This window comes from Streptomyces sp. NPDC046909, from assembly GCF_040644695.1.
Lineage (GTDB): Bacteria > Actinomycetota > Actinomycetes > Streptomycetales > Streptomycetaceae > Streptomyces.
The window spans coordinates 32,865-47,547 of the sequence record NZ_JBEYXC010000021.1 but is presented as its reverse complement, the minus strand read 5'-3'; the positions used below and the strand labels follow the sequence as shown (position 1 = coordinate 47,547).

The window sequence follows — 14,683 nt, the reverse complement described above, 5'->3', positions numbered from 1 at the left end:
ACGGTGGTGGGGCTTGTCCCGGTTTCCGCGCGCTACCTTCTGCGGTCTCAGGAGTGGCGATCACCTGTCCGGATCACGCCCAGCTCGGCCAAGTCCTGGGGACGGATGCGGAGTTGGTCGGCCGTCGCTTCCACTTCCTCCGGTGGGCGTTTGAGGATCGCCGCGGCCAGCTCCGGTGCGATGACGGAGAAGTAGCTGTCGGGGGTGGCCCAGGTGCGGCCGGGTGCGGCCAGCGCGAGTGCTCCGCCTGAGCCGCCCTCGCCGATCACGAGCGTGGTGAGCGGTGTGCGTGCCGACGCCACCGCGCTGAACAGGTCCGCGATCGCGGCGCCCGCGCCCTCGCGCTCGGCCTCCGCGTCGTTCGCGGCGCCTGGTGTGTCCACGAGGGTCAGTACCGGGATGCTCAGGCGGTCCGCGAGGCGGATCAGGCGGGCGGCGGTGCGGTAGCCGGCGGGGCGGGTGGGGGTGCCGGTCTGTGCGGCGTACGCGATGGTGCGGCCCTGGTGTTCGCCGAAGCCGCAGAGCATGCCGGGGTCGGTGCCGCCGCAGCGGTCGCCGGAGAGGGGGAGGCGGTGGGTGAAGTAGGCGTCCAAGTAGGCGGTGGCTCGGGGGCGTTGGGGGTCTCGGGCGCGTTGTACTGCGTGCCAGCCGGTGGTGGGGAGGGTGGGGTCGCCCAGGGCATCGGGGACGGGGGCTGGGGTGGGGTGGGTTTCGGGGGTGCTGTGGGTGGGGGCTGGGGCCGGGTGGGTGTCGCTCGCCCGCGCTGGCGGGGTGCCGCCTCTCTGTGGGTCGGGAGCCGCCCCAGCGGCACGACTGCCCGCAGCTACGGCAGCGACGGCAGAGCCTGCGGCTGCGCCCGAGACCGCTGCCGCGCCCGAGGCTGCGCCTGCGCCCGCCCCCGCGCCCGGAGACAGCAACCGCAGCCAGCGGCCCAGCGTCTCCCTCAGTTCCTCCGGACGTACCACCGCGTCCGCCGCCCCCGCTGCCACCTGGGCCTCTGCCGTGTAGGCCGTCGGGTCGGCGTCCGGGGGGCGGACTCGGGAGCCGGCGAAGCCGATCTGGGCGCCGGGGAGGGCGAGGATCACGTCGGCGCCTGCGCCCAAAGTTGCCCAGCCGCCGCCTGTCGTCGGGTCTCGTAGGACCGCGATCTGGGGGAGGCCTGCCTCGCGGGTGAGGGTCGACTGGTGGGCTACCCGCTGGAGTTGGGTGAGGGCGAGCATGCCTTCCTGCATGCGGCTGCCGCCCGTGGCGACCAACGGGACGACGGGGAGGCGGTGTTCGCGGGCGTGTTCGTACGCCGCTTCCAGGCGGTCGCCGGTGCGGACGCCCAGGGAGCCGCCGAGGAAGCCGAACTCGAAGGCCAGGAAGACCGCTTGCGTGCCTTCCACGCTTGCCGTGCCGCACACCACCGACTCGTCCTCGCCGGTGCGCTGCGCCGCGCGGGCGCGGGACGCGTCGTAGCCCTCCCAGGCGAGGGGGCCGTCGGGCTTGGACTCGCGGGGCGGGGGCGGGAGTTCGGTGAAGTCGTCCGTGAGGAGGGCGAGGATCTCGCGGGCGGAGCGGCGTTCAGTCATGGGTCAGCGCCCGCTTCATGATCTTCCCCATGTCGTTGCGGGGGAGGGCGGGGAGGTGGTGGACGACGCGGGGGCGTTTGTGGGGGGCCAGGCGGTGGGCCACGTGGTCGGCCAAGTCCTGCGTCGTCGGGGGGCTTTCGGGATCCGTGGGCACGATCCACGCGACGATCCGTTCGCCCAGGTCGGCGTCCGGCTCGCCCGTCACCGCCGCCTCCCGTACGCCCGGGTGTTCCAGGAGCGCGTTCTCGATCTCGCCCGCGCCGATCTTGTAACCCCCGCTCTTGATCAGGTCGGTGGCCTTCCGGCCGATGATCCGGACGTACCCGTCGGGATCGCGCACCGCCATGTCGCCGGTGCGGAACCAGCCGTCCGCCGTGAACGCCGCCGCCGTCGCGTCGGGACGGTTGAGGTACTCGGTGAACAGGTTCGGCCCGCGCACCTGGATCTCGCCGACCGTCTCCCCGTCGTACGAGGTGATCGCCGACCCGTCCTCCTCCGCCAGCCGCAGCTCCACCCCCGGCAACGGCACCCCGACGGTGCCCGCGCGGGCCTCGCCGTCCGCGCGCACGCTGGTGTTCATCAGGGTCTCCGTCATGCCGTACCGCTCGATGACCCGCCGGCCGGTCGCCGCCGCGATCCGCTCGTGGTCGTGCACCGGGAGTGCGGCCGAACCCGAGACCAGGAGCCGTGCCCGGGCCAGCGCCTTCGCCAACTCCGGGTCGTCCGGGAGGGCTTGGGCGATGCGGTGGTACATCGTCGGCACCCCGAACAGCATGGTCGCGCCGCCGTTCAGCTCGCGTGCCACGCCGTCCGTGTCGAAGCGGCCGAGGTGCCGTACCGATCCGCCGCGCCGCAGCGGGCCGAGGATGCCCAGCACCAGACCGTGCACATGGAACAGCGGCAGCCCGTGCACGAGCACGTCGTCCCCGGTCCACTCCCAGGCGTCGGCCAGCGCGTCGAGGGTGGAGCTGAGCGCCCGGCGGGGGATGACGGCGCCCTTGGGCGGGCCGGTGGTGCCCGAGGTGTAGACGACGAGGGCGGGGGCGTCCTCGCCCACCTCGGCGTCCTCGCCCACCTCGGCGTCCTCACCGTCCGCGACGGGGATGCCGGTGGCGTCCGGCGTGACGTCGATCCGCCGCAAGTCCCCCAGCGGGGGCGGCAGTTCGTCGCCCGGCGACGCCAGCACCAGGGACGGCGCACTGTCCGACAGGATGTGCCCGAGCTCCTTCTCCCCGGACTTCGGGTTCAGCGGCACGGCGGGCACCCCCGCCCGCAGCGCTGCCACCACGGCGACAGCGGTCTCCAGTGTCGGGGTCGCCCATACGGCGACCCGGCCGGCGTCCTTGAGACCGCCCGCCAGAACACCGGTCGCGGCGGTGAGCTCCGCGTACGTCAGGGACCGCTCGCCGAACCGCAGGGCGGGGCGGTCGGCCGGACCCTCCGTCAGGGCCGGGAAGAGAGAAGCCACGCGTCGTACTCCTTTTAGCTGTTGCCATGCCTTCCGGTGCGGTCGCCGCTAGCCGATGCCGGGGACCACCAGCACCAGCCACACCACCGCCGGGACCACTGCCACCACGATCCCTCCATAGACCATCAACTGCCTAAAGAAACGCTCGCGGTCCACGTCCGGGGCCGCCGCCAGGACCAGCGCGCCGTTCGTCGAGAACGGGCTCACGTCCACCACCGTCGCCGACACCGCCAGCGCGGTGACCATGCCGACCGCCCCGATCTCCCCCTGCGCCAGGAACGGCACCGCCAGCGGGATCAGCGCCCCCATGATCCCCACGGAGGAGGCGAACGCCGAGACGATCGCGCCGATGTAGCAGAGCAGCACCGCCGCCAGCAGGGGGACGCCGATGTCGCTCACGCCCTCGCCGGCCCAGGTGATCGTGCCCATCTCGTCCAGTACGCCGACGTAGGTGAGGACACCGCAGATCAGCAGCACCGTCGACCACGCGATCTGCCCGACCGCCTTCCGGCTGTCCTCCGGCCAAACGGTACTGAGCAGCACGGCCAGGGTGATCGCGGTGAGCCCGGCGTCCAGATCGAAGGCCAGAACGGCTACGACGAGGGCGACGAGGGAGGCGAGGGTGGCGATACGGGCGGGGGTGAGGCGGGGAGTGGGGGAGGGGTGGGGATGAGGGGGCGCGGTGATGGTGCTCGTCGTGGCGCCGGCCGCTGCTCCGGGCCCCACCTCCGGCCCCCACTCGCCGCCTTCCGCCCCCGACACGCCTCCTGGTGCCCCCTTCGTCCCCGTCGGCTCCTCCACCGCCCCCATCGCCCACAGCTTCCGTCCCCCGAACAGCACGAACACGACGGCCGCGATGACGACGTTGACGGCAAGCGAGGCGAGGAAGAGGAAGACCTCGTTGCCCGGGAGCTTCTCGCGCTCCACGATGCCGTTGACGATCGTGCCGTAGATGCTGATCGGCGAGAACCCGCCGCCCTGGGCGCCGTGCACCACCATCGCGCCCATCAGCAGCGGGCTGATCCCGTACTGCGCGGCGAAGCTCAGCGCGATCGGCGCGACGATCGCGACGGCGGCCGGGCTGACCGCGCCGATCGCCGTGAGCGCGCCGGTGAGGGCGAACATCACCCAGGGGATCAGCGCCACCCGCCCCCGTACGAGCCGGATCGCGGCGTGCACGAGCCAGTCGGTGGTGCCGTTGGCGCGGGCGATCGCGAAGAGATATGTGACGCCGACGAGGACGACGAACAGGTCACCGGGGAAGCCGGCGAAGATGCCGTCCGCGTCGAGGTCGGCGACGAGCTCGCCCACCGCGAAGGCGGCGGCGAAGGCGAGCGCGCCCATGTTGACGGAACGGGTCGTGGCAATGACGAACACCACGACGAGGACGAGGATCGAGATGAGTTCGGGGGACATACGGGCTCCCGTCTCTGGGTCCCGGAGCGGCCGGATGGGTGGGGGTGAGGGGTGGAGGGAGAGCGAATCACCGGCCAACTGGCCGAGTGGCTGAGCCAATTGACCACTTGAGTATGGGTCGACAGCGTGCTCGGGGACTGGCGGAGCGTCAAGGGGTCGCGTCAGAATTGGCTGAGCCACTTGGCCATTTGGCCGCTCGAAGAAGGGGGACCCCATGACCGACGCCCTGCGCCCCATGACCAAGCAGCGCCTCTACGAGCAGGTGCTCGACCGGCTCCGGCAGTACGTCACCGAGGCCGGACTGGGGGCGGGCGACCGGCTCCCGGCCGAACGGGATCTGGCGCAGCGGCTCGGGGTCAGCCGGGCCTCCGTGAAGCAGGCGATCGTGGTGCTGGAGGTCCAGGGGCTGGTGGAGGCGCGGCACGGCGGGGGGACGTATCTCGTGCGGGACAGCCTCGACGTGGAGCCCGTCGAGCGGATGGTCGAACGCCGGCGCCGGCTCCCCGACGTCCTCGACGCCCGCGAGGCGCTGGAGACCAAGCTCGCCGAACTGGCCGCCGAGCGCCGTACGGACGACGACCTCGGCGCGATGCGGCTGGCTCTCGCCGAGATGGCCCGGGAGATCGAGGACGGCGGTCACGGCATCGAGGGCGACCGCCTCTTCCACGCGGCGGTCACGGCCGCCGCGCACAGCAGCCTGCTCGCCGAGTTCATGCGCTCCATCGCCGACCAGATCGCCGAGAGCCGCACCGAGTCCCTGCGTCAACCGGGCCGCCCCCACCGTTCCCTGGCCCAGCACCACGCCATCCTCGACGCGATCGCCGCCCAGAGCCCTCGCCAGGCGGCCACGGCCATGCGCCGCCACGTCCGTACGGTGGCGAAGGTACGGCTCCTCGATTGGGAGCCGGAGGACGAGGACAGCTAGCCGGCGAGGTCCCCGGCGTCCGCGACCGCGTCCGTGGCCTCCACCACGTCCGCCACCGCACAGCTCACGTTGTCCGGGCCGCCCGCCCCGTTCGCCGCCGCGATCAGGGTGCGGACCGCCTCCTCGGGGGTGGCGGCGGAGGTGAGGAGGGCGCGGATGCGGTGGTCGGGGACGACCGAGGAGAGGCCGTCGGAGCAGAGGAGGTAGCGGTCGCCGGGGCGGGTGTCGTGGAGGCGGAGGTCCGGGAGGGTGGTGCCCAAGGCCTTGAGGAGCAGGGTGCGCTGGGGGTGCGAGCTCGCCTCCTCCACCGTCAGGCGGCCCTCGTCGATCAGCGACTGGACGAGCGTGTGGTCCTCGGTGATGCGGAACAGGCCGCCGTCGCGGAGGAGGTAGGCGCGGGAGTCGCCGATGTGGACCAGGGCCAGCCGGGAGCCCGTCCAGAGGAGGGCGGTGAGGGTCGTTCCTGAGTCGGCCGTGGCCGCCTCCGTCGCGTTGTGTGCCGTCTCCTCAAGGAGGTTGAGGACGTCTCCGGCCGGGATCTCCCGTGTCTCCAGCGACCTCAGCGCCGCCACGGCCGCGCTGCTCACCGGGGCGCCCTCGGGACCGAAGCCGTCCGCGACCGCCAGCAGCCGGGTGCCCGCGTACGCCGTGTCCTGGTTCTCGGGGCGGACCCGCCCGGGGTCCGAGTGGGCGGCGTAACGGAGTCCCAGCACGGGTGGGTCCGTGCGCGCGGCCGACGACAGATGGTCGACCAGGAATCCGGCCAGGTCGCGCCGCTGGGCCGTCTCCGCCTCGACCCGCGCCCAGTACGTACGGATCTCCCCGGCCGCCGCCTCGGCGTCGAGCGCGGCCACCTCGCGGATCCGCGCCAACGGCATCCCGATCCGCCGCAGCCACGCCACAAGGCGGGCCCGCTCCAGCTGCCCGACCGCGTAGTAGCGGTACCCGGTGTCCGGGTCGACCTTCGCGGGACGCAGCAGGTCCAGCTCGTCGTACAGCCGCAGGGCCTTGGGCGACAGCCGGCACGCCTTCGCGAAGGCACCGATCGTCAGCATGTACGTCCTCCCCCTCCGTCCCCTTTGCCCGGTCCTCTTCGCCGCCATCGATGCTGGGGCTTCCCCCTAGGGGAGGGTCAAACGAGTTGCCGCGGTTGCGGCGGGCGTGCCTAACCTGCGGAAGTCCCACGAGTCGGACCGAGCTGAACCGAGCTGAACCCAGCCGGACCGAGACGAACGAGAAGAGATCCCCGTGCCCCGCATCGCCCTCGTCACCTACGACCCCCGGCCGGAAGCCAGCCGCGACCTCGATCTCCCCGTGCTGCTCGACGCCCTGCGCGCGGCCGGGGCCGAGGCGGACGCCGTGTACTGGGACGACGACGGGGTCGACTGGGGCGGATACGACCTCGCGGTGATCCGGTCGACCTGGGACTACAGCTGGCGGGTCGCCGAGTTCGTGGCCTGGGCCGAGCGGTGCGCCAAGGTCACCCGGCTCGCCAATCCCGCCGAGGTGGTGCGGTGGAACACCGACAAGCGGTACCTCGGGGAGCTGGCGGCGGCCGGGGTGCCCACCGTGCCCACCCGCTATCTCGGGCCCGGAGACGCCGTCGACCTTCCGGCCGACCGGGAGTACGTCGTCAAGCCCACCACCGGCGCCGGCGCGCGCTACGCCGCCCGCTACACACCCGATCAGCACGACACCGCCGTACGACAGCTCGCGCGCATGCACGCCGAAGGGCTCACCGCGATGGTGCAGCCGTACATGACGGGCATCGACGCGGGCGGGGAGCGGGCGCTGCTGTACTTCGGGGGGCGGCTGCTGCACGCCAGCCGGAAGCGGGCCGTGCTCGCGCGCGGGACGGCGTTCGACGCGGACAAGTTCCCGCATCCGGGTCTTGAGCCCTGGGCCGCGACCGAGGCCGAGCGGGAGGTCGCCGAGCGTGCCCTGGCCGCCGTACCGGAGGCGCCGGAGCTGCTGTACGCGCGCGTGGACCTCGTCGACGGGGAGGACGGGCGGCCGCGGGTGATGGAGCTGGAGCTCGTCGAGCCGAATCTGTTCCTCGACCTGCATCCGGGGTCGCTGCCGTCGGTGGTCGCGGCGGTGCTGAGCGCGGCCGCGGGCTGAGGCGCAAGCCCCGGTCACCCGTGGAGGCGGTAATCGCGCGAACCGGACGTCCGGCCGGTGTCCCGTGTCTACCCTGCGGGGAAACAACAGCGCGTGCGGGGACCACTACAGAGGGCGTGACTGGTCGTGGGCGGATCAGAGTCGCGGCGTACTGCGGGCTTTCCCGCGGAGCTGACGAGCTTCGTGGGGCGCAGGGACGAGGCGGTGGAAGTCAGACGATTGCTGTCGGTGGGGAGACTGCTGACCTTGACCGGGCCCGGCGGGGTGGGCAAGACACGGCTCGCCGGGCATGTCGCACAGCAGGTGGCGCGGGTCTTCCCCGACGGGGTGTGGCTGGTTCCGCTCGCCGCGTTGCAGGACGAGGCGTTCGTCCCGCACGCCGTGATAGACGCGCTCGGGGTGCGCAACGAGAGCGTACGGCCGCCGCTTGACGTGCTCGTCGAGTATCTGCGGGAGCGGCAGCTGCTCATCGTGCTCGACAACTGCGAGCATCTGCCGCGCAGTTGCGCGGTGCTCGCGGCGGCCGTGCTCTCGGCGACCGAAGGGGTACGGATCCTCGCCACCAGCCGGCACCGGCTCGGACTCTCCGGGGAGCAGCTCTTCGAGGTGCCGCCGCTGTCGGCGCCAGCCCCGCACGAGATCGCCGCCGGCGCGGTCGCCGCCGAACGGTTCCCGGCGCTGCGGCTGTTCGCCGACCGGGCGGCCGCCGTGGTCCCCGGCTTCACCCTCGCCGAGGGCAACCAGCAGGCCGTGGCCCGGCTGTGCCGGCGCCTCGACGGGCTGCCGCTCGCCATCGAACTCGCGGCGGTACGGGTCCGGGCGCTCGGCGTGGAGCAGCTCGTCGAACGCCTCGACGACCGCTACCACCTGCTCACCGGTGGCGGCCCCGCCTCCGCGCCCCGCCATCGCACCCTGCGCTCCGCCGTCGACTGGAGCCATGAACTGTGCACCCCGCAGGAGCAGTTGGTGTGGGCGTGGCTGTCGGTGTTCGTCGGCGGCTTCGACCTCGCCGCGGCGGAGGCGGTCTGCGCCGGGGAGGGCCTGGACGAGACGGACGTCCTGGACGCGATCGCCGGGCTCGTCGACAAGTCGGTGCTGGTCCGGGAGGAGCACGCCGGGCAGGTGCGCTACCGGCTGCTGGTCTCCCTGCGCCACTACGGCCAGGAGAAGCTGGCCGACCTCGGTGAGGTCGCCGGCACCCGGCGTCGGCACCGGGACCACTTCACCCGGCTGGCCGCCGAGTACGAGCGCACCTGGTTCGGGCCCGACCAGGCCGGGATCACCGAGCGGCTCCGCCTCGACCGGGACAACTTCCATGCCGCGATGGACTTCTGCCTCACCACCCCGGGCGAGGCCCAGCAGGGCCTGCGGATGGCCTCCAGCCTGTGGTTCCACTGGGTCGCCGGCGGCATCTGGGGGCAGGGGCGGCACTGGATGGACGGCGCGCTGCGCGCCGGGGCGCGGCCGGACGTGGCGCTGACCCGGGCGATGTGGGCGGGCGCGCTGATGTCGCTGGTCCACACCCGCTCGGCGGCCGTCCTGGCGGGCGGTGAGACACCCCGCTCCACGGCGGACCGGGAGCTGTCGGTGCCCGCCCCGCCGCCGGTGCCGGCCACCGCCTTCGGCCCGGGCAGGGCGCGCTCCACCACCGCCAGCTTCATCGTCCTCACCCGCGTCGAACTGGCCTGCACCCTCGTCTGCCGGGGGCGCCCCGAGGAGGCGGTGCCGCTGTGCGTCGAGGCGATCGCGCTCTGCGAGGCGCACGGCGAACAGTGGGCGCGGGGCTGGGCGTTGCGCACCCTCGCGCTCGCGTACTGGTCGGCGGGGGACTACGAGAGCGCCGCCGAGCACGCCCGCGCGTGCCTGCGGCTGCCGTACACCGTCCAGCAGGCCCAGAGCCTCGCCCGCACCCTCGACCTCCTCGCCGCGGCGGAGGCGATGGCGGCGGCCGGGGCGGTCGAGCGGGCGGGGGTGCTGCGAGGTGCGGTCGACCGGATATGGCGGGACATCGGGGGCAACCCCGTGGAGACGCTCCAGCCCGGGCGGCTGCGGATCGCCGAGCGGCATGCGCGGCGGACCCTCGGGGACGCGGCGTACGAGCGGGCGCACCGGCGGGGCGGCGGGCTGTCCATGGACGAGGCGGTCGCCTATGCGCTGGGGGAGCGGCGAGGGCCTTCGGCACCCCGGGCGGTCGAAGCGCCGCCGGTGCCGCCGGACGAAGTACTGCTCACCCGGCGGGAGTTGCAGGTCGCCTCGCTGATCGCGCAGGGGCGGACCAACCGGCAGATCGCCGAGAGCTTGGTGATCGCCCAGCGGACCGCCGAGGGGCATGTGGAGCGGATATTGGTGAAGTTGGGGTTCACCAGTCGGAGTCAGGTGGCGGCGTGGTTCAGTGCGCGCAGGCCGGAGGGGGGCTGAGGAGAGGCACGGAGGAGGAAGCTGAGGAGGGTTGGGGCAGTCGTACTGCCAGCGCCGCCACCGTTCCCCTCTGCCCCGGACCGCCGCGCAGCTCCAGCCCTCCCGTCAGCGCCTCCGCCAGCCGCAGCCCGTGTCCCTCCGTGGTCCCCGACCGCTGCGGCACGCCCTCGCCGGTGTCCGTGACCTCGCAGCGCAACTCGTCGTCCTGGAGGGTGAGTTCCAGCGAACCCCGGCCCCCGCCGTGCACCACCGCATGCGTCGCGAGCTCCCAAGCCGCTTGTACGAAGGCCCCGTTCGCGGAGCCGGAGAGGCCCGCCCGCATCGCCGTCTCCGTGAGCAGGGCGCGGAGCAGGGGGAGGTCGGTGCGGTCGAACTCCCGCCGGAGCAGCAGGCCGTCACTCACACCGCCACCTCGTCGTCCTCGACGCTGAGCACCAGCTGGGGCACCTCGTCGGCGCCGAGCTGCCGCAGGACGAGGCCGAGGAGCTCCCCGCAGCGGACGGTGACCTCGCTGCCGTCCGGCAGGGCCCCGGCGAGGCTGATCAGCTGCCAGGCGCAGTGTGCCTCCATGAAGCACAGGTCGCGCAGGTCGAGGACGAAACGGGCGGGGCCGGTGGTGTCCCGGTGGTCCAGCGCCTCGCGCAGCGTCTCGATGAACTCGGCGCGCGAACCGAGCTCCGCGGAGCCGGAGATACGGCTGCCCTCGGGGGTCGCGGTGGCGTCGATCGAGTCGAGGTTCTCCAGGACCCGCAGCGGGTGGACCTTGGCCATGTCGTTCAACAGGCCGTCGCCGAAGCGCTCCTGGTCGTACCAGCAGATCGCGGTGAACAGCGGATCCGCGAAGAGTGGGGCCACCGAAGCCTCGTAGTCGAGGAGCCGGTCGTGGTCGAGGCCGACCTTCGGGGCCCAGCTCATGTCGGCGGTCAGCCGCAGCCCCGCCCAGCCCTCGCGCTGCGCGCGGTTGACCTCTTCGGTGTACAGGTCGATCGTGCGGTCCTCCTGGAAGCGGCCGTCCGGGAGGTACATCTCGGTGTTCCGCTTCAGGGACAGCTGGCCGGACTCGCGGGCGGCGGCGACGTGTCCGGAGCCGCCGTCCATGAGGGCGACCACGTCGTCGTCGTTCATGTCGTCCGGGTTCATGACGAGCAGGACCTTCTCGCGGCGGGCGAGACTGGTCCGGGTGTACGCGGTGAAGACCTTCCACGGCGACTCGACTTCGCGCAGGCTCATACAGGCGTGATCGCCCAGCTTCAGCCGTTCGACGGGCACGGTCCGATCGGATGTCGTCTCGGTCATCGGCACAACGTAGGGGTGCAGGGGGCTTGATCTGCCGAAAGACTGAGTTTGATCGGTTTGTGGTCATAGTGCGACTGAGTGGGGGCTTGTCGCGCAGTTCCCCGCGCCCCTTAAGTGCGTCACCTGACCGTTCGCCTTTGCAGCAAGCCCCATGTGAATTCCGCCGTGCAGGCATGGGGTACGCCGTCGCCGTCCGGGGCCGTGAACGCCAGGCCCCAGCGCGTCGGGGCCGTGCCCTCCAGCGGGCGGGCCGGGGCGAAGGCCCGCGCCGCCTCGTCCACCGTGCAGGACCACGGGGTGAGGTCCTCCAGGGTGCGCAGGGTCGGGCCCGCCGCCCCCGGCGCCCGCACCAGCCACTCGTTCCACACCCCGCCGTTCGGCGCCAGCAGCACCTCGAAGCGCAGGTCCGGCCAGAGGGGCAGCGGCCAGAGCCATGCCTCGCAGTCCAGGTCGCCCACCTTGCGGGTGAGCACCGTCTCCGGAGCGCCCAGGACCGAGCGGTAGCGGGACGCGGCGGCGCGGGCGCGCGGGGAGCGGAGCATGGCCTGCCAGCGTTTGTTCGCCTCGCGCATGTCCGTGAGGGAGGCGCCCAGTTGGCGGCGGGCGTCGTCCACTAGGTCCGGGTTGTGGTCGGCCATGCGGCGGAGCAGGACCAGTTGGAAGTCAAGCGGCATGTGATCCATCGTGGCGCACGCCTCTTCTGACGCTACGCCTCCGGGGCGCCTAAGTCGGTGACGAGGGAGCGACCGTGCTCAGCCCTGCGGGCCTCCGCGCGCTCGCCCCCTCGTCACCGACGCGCCCCTACGGCTCCGCTAGGGCGGCGGCCGTCCGGGAGGAAGAGGACCGAATTGATGTAGCGGGGGCCCCGGAAGGGCAGCACCCGGCGCAGCAGGCCCTGGCTGACCACGTACGACGCCTCCGCCTGGTGGGCCTCCAGCGGGAAGTCGCGCAGGCGGGTCCAGTCGCGGCCCGGCAGCACCCAGCCCTCGTAGCCGAGCAGCGACAGATACGTCACCACCGGCGCGATCGGCTGGATACGGCACTCCAGCTCGACGAAGAGCGCGGGCCGGTCGCGGGCCAGGATGCCGGTCGCGCCCCGGAGCACCGCCAGCTCGCTGCCGTCGACGTCGACCTTGACGAAACCGACGTCCTTCAGGCCGAGTTCGTCGAGGGTGACACAGCCGACCGACAGGGCCTGGGCGTGGATGTCCCGGCGGACCAGGGAGGAGACCCCTCGGTCGCCGGCGTCGTGGGGCGGGAGCCAGAGGCGGGCGGTGCCGGGGCGTTCGGCCGCCGCCGCCTGGACCACCCGGACGTTGGGCGGGGCCGTCGCCGCGAGGAGGCGGGCCAGGTGGGGGACCGGTTCCACGGTCACCACCCGGCGCGCCCGGCGGGACAGCCGGCGCGTCCACGGGCCGTACCAGCCGCCGACGTCCACGGCGGTGCCGCAGCCGGCCGGGCACAGTTCACCGAGTCGCGCCAACTCCGGTTCGAAGCGCGGGTACACGGCCCGGGCGACGGCCGCGACCAGCCGGTCGGGCAACAGCGGGGCGACGCGCGCGGCCAGCGTCATGGGGCCATCCGCTTGAGGAGTTCCTCGTGTTCGTCGTCCGAGACCTGCTCCCCGGAGGACGGCAGCAGCTGCGGGATGCCGTCCACCACCGGGTAACGGCGGTGCAGCCGCGGGTTGTAGAGGACCTCGTCCGGGGCCGTCGGGCCGTCCGGTACGACGAGGTGCAGCGGGCCCTTGTCGAGCGGGCACGCCAGGATCCGCAGCAGTGGGTCGTCGGGGTTCATGGGGGTGTCAACTCCTTGGCACCGATGGGGGGTTGGGCGGGACGCTCGTCGTGCTTGGGCATGGACAGGAGTACGGAGACGGCGAGGGCCGTACCGGCCAGCCGCAGCGCGAGGCGCACCGGGTCGTGCGGCAGGGCCTCGCCGAACGACAGCGTGCCGAGCACCGCCGTGAACAGACAGGTCACCGTCGTGCACACCGGCACGATCAGCGAGGCCCGGCAGCGTTGCAGCGCGGCCTGCGACAGGACGAGCCCGAACGCGCCGGTGAAGAGGAGGAGATACGGATACGGGGAGCGGAGCAGATCAACCACCGCCCCGCCCAGCCCACTTGAGGTGAGATAGCTCGACACGCCCTTGATCGCGAGCGAGCTGACCCCGTACAGCAGGCCCACCGCCACGCCGTACTCGACACCCGTCGTCGGCATGCGGTGCCGGTGCCGGGCGCGCCGCTCGGCGGACCCGTACAGCCACACCCCGGCCGCCAGCGACGGCACGCACACCAGCAGGATCAGCGGGTACGGGGCGGCCCGGCTGACGGTGTCCGCGCGTTCGTCCAGGGACAGGACGACCATCAGCAGCGCGCCGAGGATCGCGGCGAGGGCGTACCGCTCCCGCCCGGTCGTCTCCTCGCCCAGCAGCCGTGCCGACAGCAGCACCAGCAGCACGAGACCCGAGACGAAGATGCCCTGTGCGGCCGCGATCGGCAGGGTCCGGTAGACGATCAACTGCGCGCCGAACCCCGCCGCCAGCGCCAGCGACCCCCCGATCCACAGCGGGCTGCCCAGCACCAGCCGCAGCAGCCGCGCGGGTTGACGGACCGTCACCTCGGGGAGGGAGCCGAGCGCCCGTTTCTCCAGGACGAAACCGATGCTGTACAGGGTGTTCGCCATCAGGGCCGCCGCCACTCCCCACCACATGGCCACGCCCCCTAGGTCTTCCGCGCGTGCAACAGCAGGATCGAGGCGAGCGACGGTCTGCGGCACGCCAGCCGGTCGAGCGGCCGCAAGGACCGCGGTACGCCGTGGAAGGGCGCGCCCCGCACCTCTACGACGGTGAAGCCGGACGCCGTGACGAACTCCCGCAGCGCACGCGCCGTGTACAGCCGCAGATGCCCTACGACCTCCCGTCCCGGCCGCCCGTGGACGGCCCGCAGGCTGACCTCGGAGAACACCGGCTGCACCCCCGCCAGCAGCAGGACGCGGTTGTACCAGGCGGCCAAGTTCGGTGTGGACAGCATGAGATGACCCCCCGGTCGCAGGACCCGCCGGATCTCGTCCATCGCCGAGTCAGGGTCGACGAGATGCTCGATCACCTCGCTGAACAGCACGGCGTCCACGGACTCCGCGCCGAACGGCAGCCCCCCGCCCGTGAGTTCGCCCCGCACGGCGTACGGCAGCCGGGTGCGGGCGCGGCGCAGGGCGTCCTGGGACCAGTCGACGCCGACGAGCCGGTGACCGGGGAGGAGCGGGGCGGCGACGGCGGCCGCGGTGCCGTCGCCGCAGCCGATGTCGAGAACGGTCTGCCCGGGAGCGGCGCCGAGAGCGGCGGCCAGCATGCGGGCCTGGCGGAGGCTTCGGGGCGCGCCGGAGGCGACCGGGACGGCCGGGTCCTCGTAGAAGTCGCGCAGGTCGCGGGGGGTGGCCGCCCGGGCGGTGGTCATGACGGCTT

General features: G+C 73.0%; 14 protein-coding genes. 3 read left to right on the top strand and 11 right to left on the bottom strand.

Annotated features, from left to right (window positions below):
• Window positions 1-47: 47 nt before the first annotated feature.
• Genes ABZ928_RS45400 through ABZ928_RS45390 form a run of 3 tightly spaced genes read right to left on the bottom strand, consistent with a single transcriptional unit; the run spans window position 48 to window position 4,458 of the window.
• On the bottom strand, window positions 48-1,574 hold the full coding sequence (locus ABZ928_RS45400; RefSeq protein ID WP_361533190.1) for a carboxyl transferase domain-containing protein: 1,527 nt from the start codon (window positions 1,572-1,574) through the stop codon (window positions 48-50).
• On the bottom strand, window positions 1,567-3,042 hold the full coding sequence (locus ABZ928_RS45395) for an acyl-CoA synthetase (protein ID WP_361533187.1): 1,476 nt from the start codon (window positions 3,040-3,042) through the stop codon (window positions 1,567-1,569). The genes ABZ928_RS45400 and ABZ928_RS45395 overlap by 8 nt, the downstream gene beginning before the upstream one ends.
• Before the next feature lie 48 nt (window positions 3,043-3,090).
• Window positions 3,091-4,458, bottom strand: coding sequence for an SLC13 family permease (locus ABZ928_RS45390; RefSeq protein ID WP_361533184.1), 1,368 nt, complete (start codon window positions 4,456-4,458; stop codon window positions 3,091-3,093).
• 214 nt (window positions 4,459-4,672) lie between these two features.
• On the opposite strand from ABZ928_RS45390, the gene ABZ928_RS45385 reads away from it, so the two are divergent.
• Complete coding sequence (locus ABZ928_RS45385) at window positions 4,673-5,383, top strand: FadR/GntR family transcriptional regulator (RefSeq protein ID WP_361533181.1); 711 nt, start codon at window positions 4,673-4,675, stop codon at window positions 5,381-5,383.
• On the opposite strand, the gene ABZ928_RS45380 is transcribed toward ABZ928_RS45385, so the two are convergent.
• Window positions 5,380-6,438, bottom strand: coding sequence for a MerR family transcriptional regulator (locus ABZ928_RS45380; protein ID WP_361533178.1), 1,059 nt, complete (start codon window positions 6,436-6,438; stop codon window positions 5,380-5,382). The genes ABZ928_RS45385 and ABZ928_RS45380 overlap by 4 nt on opposite strands.
• 193 nt (window positions 6,439-6,631) lie before the next feature.
• Here ABZ928_RS45380 and ABZ928_RS45375 point away from each other — a divergent pair, with 193 nt between their 5' ends.
• Complete coding sequence (locus ABZ928_RS45375) at window positions 6,632-7,504, top strand: hypothetical protein (protein WP_361533175.1); 873 nt, start codon at window positions 6,632-6,634, stop codon at window positions 7,502-7,504.
• Window positions 7,505-7,630: 126 nt separating this feature from the next.
• Window positions 7,631-9,922, top strand: coding sequence for a LuxR C-terminal-related transcriptional regulator (locus ABZ928_RS45370; RefSeq protein WP_361533172.1), 2,292 nt, complete (start codon window positions 7,631-7,633; stop codon window positions 9,920-9,922).
• On the opposite strand, the gene ABZ928_RS45365 is transcribed toward ABZ928_RS45370, so the two are convergent.
• From ABZ928_RS45365 to ABZ928_RS45335, 7 genes are all read right to left on the bottom strand, one after another.
• A complete protein-coding gene (locus ABZ928_RS45365; RefSeq protein ID WP_361533169.1) occupies window positions 9,894-10,325 on the bottom strand; it encodes an ATP-binding protein in 432 nt (143 codons plus the stop codon). The genes ABZ928_RS45370 and ABZ928_RS45365 overlap by 29 nt on opposite strands.
• Window positions 10,322-11,218 carry an MEDS domain-containing protein gene (locus ABZ928_RS45360; protein WP_361533166.1) on the bottom strand — a complete coding sequence of 299 codons (897 nt, stop codon included), beginning with the start codon at window positions 11,216-11,218 and terminating at the stop codon, window positions 10,322-10,324. Before ABZ928_RS45360 ends, ABZ928_RS45365 begins: the two co-directional genes overlap by 4 nt.
• 119 nt (window positions 11,219-11,337) lie before the next feature.
• Window positions 11,338-11,892: a hypothetical protein gene (locus tag ABZ928_RS45355; protein ID WP_361533163.1), complete on the bottom strand. Its 555-nt coding sequence runs from the start codon at window positions 11,890-11,892 to the stop codon at window positions 11,338-11,340.
• Between the two features lie 113 nt (window positions 11,893-12,005).
• The gene (locus tag ABZ928_RS45350; protein WP_361533160.1) at window positions 12,006-12,791 is read right to left on the bottom strand and encodes an FkbM family methyltransferase; all 786 of its coding nucleotides are present in this window, start codon (window positions 12,789-12,791) and stop codon (window positions 12,006-12,008) included.
• Complete coding sequence (locus ABZ928_RS45345) at window positions 12,788-13,015, bottom strand: Trm112 family protein (protein ID WP_361533157.1); 228 nt, start codon at window positions 13,013-13,015, stop codon at window positions 12,788-12,790. Before ABZ928_RS45345 ends, ABZ928_RS45350 begins: the two co-directional genes overlap by 4 nt.
• On the bottom strand, window positions 13,012-13,920 hold the full coding sequence (locus tag ABZ928_RS45340; protein ID WP_361533495.1) for a hypothetical protein: 909 nt from the start codon (window positions 13,918-13,920) through the stop codon (window positions 13,012-13,014). Before ABZ928_RS45340 ends, ABZ928_RS45345 begins: the two co-directional genes overlap by 4 nt.
• A gap of 23 nt (window positions 13,921-13,943) precedes the next feature.
• The gene (locus tag ABZ928_RS45335) at window positions 13,944-14,675 is read right to left on the bottom strand and encodes a class I SAM-dependent methyltransferase (protein ID WP_361533492.1); all 732 of its coding nucleotides are present in this window, start codon (window positions 14,673-14,675) and stop codon (window positions 13,944-13,946) included.
• Window positions 14,676-14,683 lie beyond the last annotated feature (8 nt).